Here is a 6,559-nt window from a genome sequence, read left to right as displayed (position 1 = left end):
TTTAGACACTGCCTTCATTTAGACACTGCCTTCATTTAGACACTGCCTTTATTTGAACACTGCCTCATTTAGACACTGCCTTCATTCGATGCCCGTTCACGGCATCGAATCCCGTTGGCCGCCGCGGCCCGGGGACCCAAGTCTATTCCGCCGCCGTCCCCGGCAACACGGGTGCCCCGGACTGCTCAAAGACCCAGGGCAGCGCCGTCATGTCCAGCCGGTGGCGGGCACCGGCCGGGCCCGCCCCGGACGCCTCGGGATAGGCCTCGTCCCCGGCCCACACCACGGTGGCCGGCTTTCCCGCCGAGGCAGGCCCGCCGTCGTCGGCCAGCAGGTGGCTCTGGTAGGAAAACGGCACGCCGGCGGCGGCGTCCGCCAGTGCCTGCGCCACCGTGGCGAACGCCGTGAGCCGGTGCAGCGTGACCCAGGTGGGCGTGACGAGTGACATTTCCCGCCGGGCGTGCCGGGCCAGCGCCTCGGCCGGCCCCAGCCAGGCGAAGGCCTCATGCTCGCCCGGGTTGAGGTCCACGCGGGACGTCGGGGCCCGGGCGACCAGGAACCAGGTGCGGAAGCGGCGCGGCAGCCGGCGCATGGGTGTCCACTGGGACAGCGGGACCAGCCGGCCCGGCTCCAGGCGCTGGCCGGTCTCCTCGGCCACCTCGCGCACCCCGGCAGCCCGTGCAGCCTGGGCATCGGTCAACGGCCGCCCGTCCGGCCCCTTCCGGTCCTCCGGGTCCACCTTGCCGCCGGGAAACACCCAGGCCCCCGCAAAGGCCCGGCTGGTGCCCGGCCGCTCCAGCATCAGCACCTCAAGCCCTGGCGCACCGTCGCGCAGGAGCACCACGGTGCAGGCGTCTTCCAGCGGTGCCAGCGGCTCTTTAGTCTCCATGGGGCCAGCCTACCGGCACCGGGGAGGGGGCAGTGCGCCGTCGAAAATAAGGGGCGCAAAGTCCATTGCCAGCTGCTATACACGCGAGTAGTCTCCTATACATGAGTACAGCACCGGACGATCTCACGGGGCGGGCCCGCCTCAGGGACGCGGCCATCGAGTGCTTCGCGGCGCACGGGTTCGGGGAATCCCTGCGCACCATCGCCGCACGCGCGGGAGTCACGGCGGGACTGGTCCGCCACCATTTCGGCTCCAAGGAAAGCCTGCGGGCCGAGTGCGACGCCAAGGTGCTGGAGCGCTATCACACCATGAAGGTGGACAGCCTGAACGTCCCGGCCACGCGCCTGTTCGCCCAGCTGCCCTCCTCACGCGAAGGCGGCCTGCTCATGGTCTACATCCTGCGCAGCATCCAGGACGGCGGCCCCACGGGGCGCACGTTTTTTGAAAGCATGGTGTCCGAGGCCGTCGGCTTCACAAAGGATGCCGTCGCCCGGGGGCTGGTGGTCCCCAGCCGCGACGAGGACGCCCGCACCCGCTTTCTGGTGCAGCAGTCCATCGGCAGCATGCTGGTCAACCTGGCCATGCGCCCCGACGTGCGGCTCGACGACTTTCCGGCCGTCATGGACCAGTACATGGCCGACTCCATGCTTCCCACGCTGGAGCTGTACACGGAAGGCCTGTTTGCGGACAGCAGCTACCTTGACCAGTACCTGGCCTTCACGGCCGGCAACCACCCGCCCGCGGCACCCGCGGACGAAGCTTCGCAGCACCAAGGCAACACTAAGGAATAGCCATGTCCCCCACCATCCCTGCCATTGAAGTGTCCGGACTGCGGAAGCGGTTCGGCCGGACCACTGCCCTGGACGGCCTGGACCTGCGCGTGGAGAGGGGCGCCGTGGCCGGTTTCCTGGGCCCCAACGGCGCGGGCAAGTCAACCACCATCCGCATCCTGCTGGGCCTGATGCGCTCCGACGGCGGCAGCGCCACCCTGCTGGGCGGGGACCCCTGGCACGACGCCGTGGCCCTGCACCGCCGCCTGGCCTACGTGCCCGGTGACGTGAGCCTGTGGCCCAACCTCACGGGCGGGCAGGCCATCGACATCCTCTCCCGGCTGCGCGGCGGCGTGGACAAGGCCAGGCGCGACGGGCTGCTGGACAGGTTTGGCCTGGACCCCACCAAAAAGGCCCGCAGCTATTCCAAGGGAAACCGGCAAAAGGTGGCGCTCGTGGCGGCCTTGGCGTCCGACGCCGAACTGCTGGTCCTGGACGAGCCCACCTCCGGACTGGACCCGTTAATGGAGGGCGTGTTCACCGACTGCATCCGCGAGGCCAAGGCCCAGGGCCGAAGCGTACTGCTCTCCAGCCACATCTTTGCCGAAGTGGAAAAGCTGTGCGACACCGTGACCATCATCAGGGAGGGCCGGACCGTGGAATCCGGCCGCCTGGACGAGCTGCGGCACCTGCACCGCACCACCATTTCCGTCGTGCTGGACCGTGACGCCGCCATCCTGGCCTCCGTCCCCGGCGTCAACGAGCTGGTGGCCGACGGCGCCAAGGCCACCTTCACCGTGGGCGGGGCCGAGCTCGGCGGCGTCCTGGCCGCGGTAGCCTCGTACTCCCCCCGCCAGCTGGTCTCCAGCCCGCCGTCACTGGAGGAGCTGTTCCTGCGCCACTACGGCGCCGTGGACGCGGCCGCCCCGGCGCGGACGGCAGGTGTGCGGTGAGCGCCGCGGCCGCCCTGCCCCGCCGCGCGGCGGCGCCGTCGTCGGCGGGCACACTGGCCGGCTTCGGGCCCTCGGTGCGGTTCATCCTGCGCCGCAACTGGCTGCGGCTGCTGGTCTGGGCGGTGGTGCTGGCGCTCATGATCCCGATCGTCTACACCTCCCAGCAGGCCGCCTTTCCCACGCAGGCCGACCGGAACGCCTATGCCAACGTGGCCAACACCCCGGCCATTGCCGCCATGACCGGCCTGCCCTACGCGGCCGGCAGCCTGGGCGGCATCCTCGTCATCAAGATCTGGATGACCCTCGCCGTCGCCCTGGGCCTGGCCTCCATCTTCCTGGTGGCCCGCAACGGACGCGCCGACGAGGAGGCGGGCCGCACCGAGCTGCTGCGCGGCACGGCGCTGGGGCGGCACGCCTTCAGCCTGGCCAACTACGCAGTTGCGGGCGGACTGTGCGTGGTCACGGGGCTGCTCATCTCCCTGCTCGCCCTGCAGGACGGGCTGCCCGCTGCCGGGTCCTGGGTGCTGGGCGGCTCGGTTGCCGGCGTCGGGCTTGCCTTCGTCGGCATTGCTGCGCCCTGCGGGCAGCTCAGCTCCACCGGCCGCGGGGCCAACTCCCTCGGCGTGGCCGTGCTGGCAGTGACCTACCTGGTCCGGGCCGTGGGCGACGTCAATGCCGGCGGCACCCAGGTCACGGCCCTAAGCTGGTTCTCGCCGATCGGCTGGGGCCAGAACATGCGCCCCTTCGCCCAGGACACCTGGTGGCCGTTCCTTGCCCTGCTGGCCCTGGCGGCCGCCGGCTGCCTTCTGGCGCTGGGCATCGAGTCCCGCCGTGACGTGGGACTGGGCCTCGTGGCGGCAGGCCGCGGACCGGCGCGGGCCACCGCCTTCCTGGCCTCACCGCTGGGACTGTCCCTGCGCCTGCAGCGTGCCACGCTCATCTCGTGGCTGTGCGGGGCCGTCGTTGCCGGCCTGTTCTTTGGCGGCGTCGCCAAGGCCATGACCACGGTCCTGGACCCGTCCAACGCCTACGCCCAGGCATTCCTCGGCGGATCCCGGACCCTGCTCGACGGCGTCCTGGGCACCTTCGTGCTGTTCATCGGCCTGCTGGCCGGCGCGTTCGCCGTCCAAAGCCTCTCCGGCGCCCGCGCCGAGGAGTCCGGCGGCCGGCTCGAACCCCAGCTGGCAGGGTCGCTTGCGCGCTCCCGGTGGCTCGGAGCGCACGTCGCCGTGGCCGCCGGCGGTTCGGCAGCCATGCTGGTGCTGGGCGGCTGGCTCGCCGGCGTGTCCTCGGACGGCGCGGCCACCGCCCCGGCCCTGGCCGGGGCGGCCCTGGCCTACTGGCCGGCCGTCCTGGTGATGATGGGGGTGCTCCTGTTCCTGCACGGCTTCGCACCCCGGCTGGGCACGGGCCTGGGCTGGGCGGTGTACGGCATCTCGGTGGTGGTGGCCATGTTCGGGCCCCTGCTTTCCCTGTCCGACAGTGCCATCAAGGCCACCCCGTTCGGTGCGGTGCCCCGCATGCCGGCGGACGGCTTCGCGCTGCCGCCCCTGCTGCTGCTGGCCTCCATCGCCTTGGTATTGGGAATCCTCGGAATGCGCCGGTTCAGCACCCGCGACATCATGCCCGAATAGGCTCCGGCCGCCGGACGGGGCCGCCCGCCGTCGAACAGGCATAGCCTGAAAGGGCCGGGCAGCTGCCCGGACGGCACTTAGGGAAGGACTTTCCATGGAAGCGGACACGTTGGGCGGAGCGCTGGAGCGCGAACACCGGCAGATCGACGGCGGCATTGAGGCGTACCTGGCCGGACTGGACGGGCCGGCGGACCCCGCGCCGCTGCTGGCGGCGCTCACCGGGCTGCGCCGCCACATCTACCTCGAGGAGCAGTTCCTGTTCCCGCCCCTGAAGGCGGCCGGGCTCATGGGCCCCATCTTCGTCATGCTGCGCGAACACGGCCAGCTGTGGAACTCCATGGACGCGCTCGGGCAGCTGCTTGCCGACGGTGCGGACGCGGACGCCCGCCGCGTCGCCTGCACCGCGCTGCTGGCCCTTCTTGACGCCCACAATTCCAAGGAGGAGCCCATCATCTACACCCAGGCCGACACCATTTTGTCCCAGGATGCCGGGGCCGAACTCCGGGACTTCCTGGCCCGGGGCACGACGCCGGAAGGCTGGGTTGCCGGTGCAGCCTCCCGTTAGCGCCGGGCCGCTGCCGGCCGGTGCTTAAAGTTTTCCCGGCACTGACCCTGCCATCCGCCAGCGCGCTGTGCCATTGTTGAGCCCATGGGAACAATGCTTCAATTCTCCGCGGCCGGGCAGGACTTTGGCGCGTACCGGGCGGAACCGGCCGGCCGCGTCCGCGGCGCCGTGGTTGTCATCCACGAAATTTGGGGGCTCGTGGACCACATCAAGGATGTGGCGGACAGGTTCGCCGCCGCCGGGTACCTCGCCGTGGCCCCCGACCTGATGGGCCTGGCGGGCCTGGACGCCACGCTGCTGGCGGAGCTCGGTGCGGACCGCAGCGACCCCGCCCGCCGCACGGAAATCCAGCCGCGCATCAGGGCGGCGATGGAGCCCATGCGCGAGCCGGGGCGGGCCGGGCAGATCCAGGCCGGTGTCGCCGCAGTGTTTGAGCACCTGGAGGCCAGTGCAGAGGGTGCAGGGCGCACCGCCGTCGCCGGTTTCTGTTTTGGCGGCAGCTATTCCTTCGCGCTGGCCGTGGCCGAGCCGCGGCTCGCGGCGGCCGTGCCGTTTTACGGCCACGCCAACTACACCGTGGCGGAACTGGCCGGGATCCGCTGCCCGGTCCTGGCCTTTTACGGCGAGGAGGACAAGGCCCTCACGGACGATCTCCCGGGCTTGATCGAACGCATGCGCGAGGCCGGGGTCGACTTCAGGTACACGGTCTTCGCCGGGGCCGGCCACGCGTTTTTCAACGACACCAACCCGGTGTCCTACCGCGCGGAGCCGGCCCGGATCGCGTAGACGGAGACGCTCGAGCTCCTGGACCGCACGCTGGGCTGACGCGCGCCCGCAGGCCCGCACCGGCCTCCCGGCACCGGACCTGCCGGGCATGCCGGCAGGAGTCCGACCGCCGAAAACCATGCGGTGGCGGTCAACGGCGGGAGGCGGCCGCCTGCTGCCGCAGCTGCGGGTCAAGGTTGTTGAAGCTGTAGAGGTGGATGCCGGCCGGCGGCAGTGGCTGGGTTTCCAGCTCGGCGACCAGCTGCGCGGGCTGGTAGCGGCTGCCGCCCAACAGCTTCCTGCCCAGTTCCCCCTTGCCCGCGATGAACCGCAGGGAGCTGCCCACCCCGATCTTCGCCGCCAGCTGCAGCAGCTTGGCCCGGGGCACGGACCCGGCCACGCCGGCCCACACGGGCAGCAGCACCCCTTCGTTGCGCAGGCCGTCCATGTAGCCGGCAATCGCCGTCGCGGCAAAGCACATCTGGGTGACCACGTGGCTGGCCAGTTCCTGCTTGGCCAGCAGTGATTCCAGGAGCTGTGGGCCGCTAATGGACGGATGCCCTTCCGGATAGCCTGCCACGCCGATCTTCAGGGTGCCCCCGCCCAGCTCCGCGAGGTCGCGCACCAGGGCTTCACTGGACGGATACGGCCCGGCGGGCGCCGCCCCGTCGCCGCCAATGGCAAAGACCTCGGTGATGCCGGAGGCCGTGCAGATGCGCAGGATGCGGGCAAGTTCGCCGCGTGAGGCCACCAGCCGCGCGGCGAGGTGCGGCACCACCGTGTAGCCGTGCCCGGCCAGCGCGGCCGCCGCCTCCAGGGTGCGGTTGATCCCGTGGTGCGGCAGGCACGTGACCGTGAGGGTCGTGCCCGCGGGAACGTGGGCAAGGACGGCGGGGACAATGTCCCGGGTGGGAATGATTTCCAGGCCGCCGGGCTGCCCGAGGGCTGCCCGGCGGATTCCGGCGTGCGGTTAGCGTGCGGCC

8 protein-coding genes are annotated in these 6,559 nt (G+C 71.0%); 6 read left to right on the top strand and 2 right to left on the bottom strand.

The window, feature by feature from the left end:
* Positions 1-142: 142 nt before the first annotated feature.
* Positions 143-889, bottom strand: coding sequence for an NUDIX hydrolase (locus G6035_RS19070; protein WP_176618679.1), 747 nt, complete (start codon positions 887-889; stop codon positions 143-145).
* Between the two features lie 101 nt (positions 890-990).
* On the opposite strand from G6035_RS19070, the gene G6035_RS19065 reads away from it, so the two are divergent.
* The 5 genes from G6035_RS19065 (at position 991) to G6035_RS19045 (ending at position 5,597) form a co-directional block, all read left to right on the top strand.
* The gene (locus G6035_RS19065; RefSeq protein ID WP_176618678.1) at positions 991-1,680 is read left to right on the top strand and encodes a TetR/AcrR family transcriptional regulator; all 690 of its coding nucleotides are present in this window, start codon (positions 991-993) and stop codon (positions 1,678-1,680) included.
* 2 nt (positions 1,681-1,682) lie between these two features.
* Positions 1,683-2,612: an ABC transporter ATP-binding protein gene (locus G6035_RS19060; RefSeq protein WP_176618677.1), complete on the top strand. Its 930-nt coding sequence runs from the start codon at positions 1,683-1,685 to the stop codon at positions 2,610-2,612.
* Entirely contained in the window at positions 2,609-4,246 is a 1,638-nt protein-coding gene (locus G6035_RS19055; RefSeq protein ID WP_176618676.1) for an ABC transporter permease, read from the top strand. The genes G6035_RS19060 and G6035_RS19055 overlap by 4 nt, the downstream gene beginning before the upstream one ends.
* Positions 4,247-4,340: 94 nt before the next feature.
* Complete coding sequence (locus G6035_RS19050) at positions 4,341-4,811, top strand: hemerythrin domain-containing protein (protein WP_176618675.1); 471 nt, start codon at positions 4,341-4,343, stop codon at positions 4,809-4,811.
* 84 nt (positions 4,812-4,895) lie between these two features.
* A complete protein-coding gene (locus tag G6035_RS19045; protein ID WP_176618674.1) occupies positions 4,896-5,597 on the top strand; it encodes a dienelactone hydrolase family protein in 702 nt (233 codons plus the stop codon).
* 130 nt (positions 5,598-5,727) lie between these two features.
* Here G6035_RS19045 and G6035_RS19040 read toward each other — a convergent pair whose 3' ends face one another.
* On the bottom strand, positions 5,728-6,354 hold the full coding sequence (locus G6035_RS19040; protein ID WP_371131074.1) for a methylenetetrahydrofolate reductase: 627 nt from the start codon (positions 6,352-6,354) through the stop codon (positions 5,728-5,730).
* A gap of 9 nt (positions 6,355-6,363) precedes the next feature.
* On the opposite strand from G6035_RS19040, the gene G6035_RS20350 reads away from it, so the two are divergent.
* Positions 6,364-6,559: hypothetical protein (locus G6035_RS20350; RefSeq protein WP_256128133.1), on the top strand; the 196-nt coding region annotated here is incomplete at its 3' end.

The sequence above is a fragment of the Arthrobacter sp. SDTb3-6 genome, from assembly GCF_013376095.1.
Classification (GTDB): domain Bacteria; phylum Actinomycetota; class Actinomycetes; order Actinomycetales; family Micrococcaceae; genus Specibacter.
Note: the sequence above shows the minus strand (reverse complement) of the source record. Positions and strands in the feature narration are given on the sequence as shown.

Coding starts and splice junctions, on each gene's coding strand:
- G6035_RS19070 (WP_176618679.1), bottom strand. CDS start 889: ATGGAGACTAAAGAGCCGCTGGCACCGCTGGAAGACGCCTGCACCGTG.
- G6035_RS19065 (WP_176618678.1), top strand. CDS start 991: ATGAGTACAGCACCGGACGATCTCACGGGGCGGGCCCGCCTCAGGGAC.
- G6035_RS19060 (WP_176618677.1), top strand. CDS start 1,683: ATGTCCCCCACCATCCCTGCCATTGAAGTGTCCGGACTGCGGAAGCGG.
- G6035_RS19050 (WP_176618675.1), top strand. CDS start 4,341: ATGGAAGCGGACACGTTGGGCGGAGCGCTGGAGCGCGAACACCGGCAG.
- G6035_RS19045 (WP_176618674.1), top strand. CDS start 4,896: ATGGGAACAATGCTTCAATTCTCCGCGGCCGGGCAGGACTTTGGCGCG.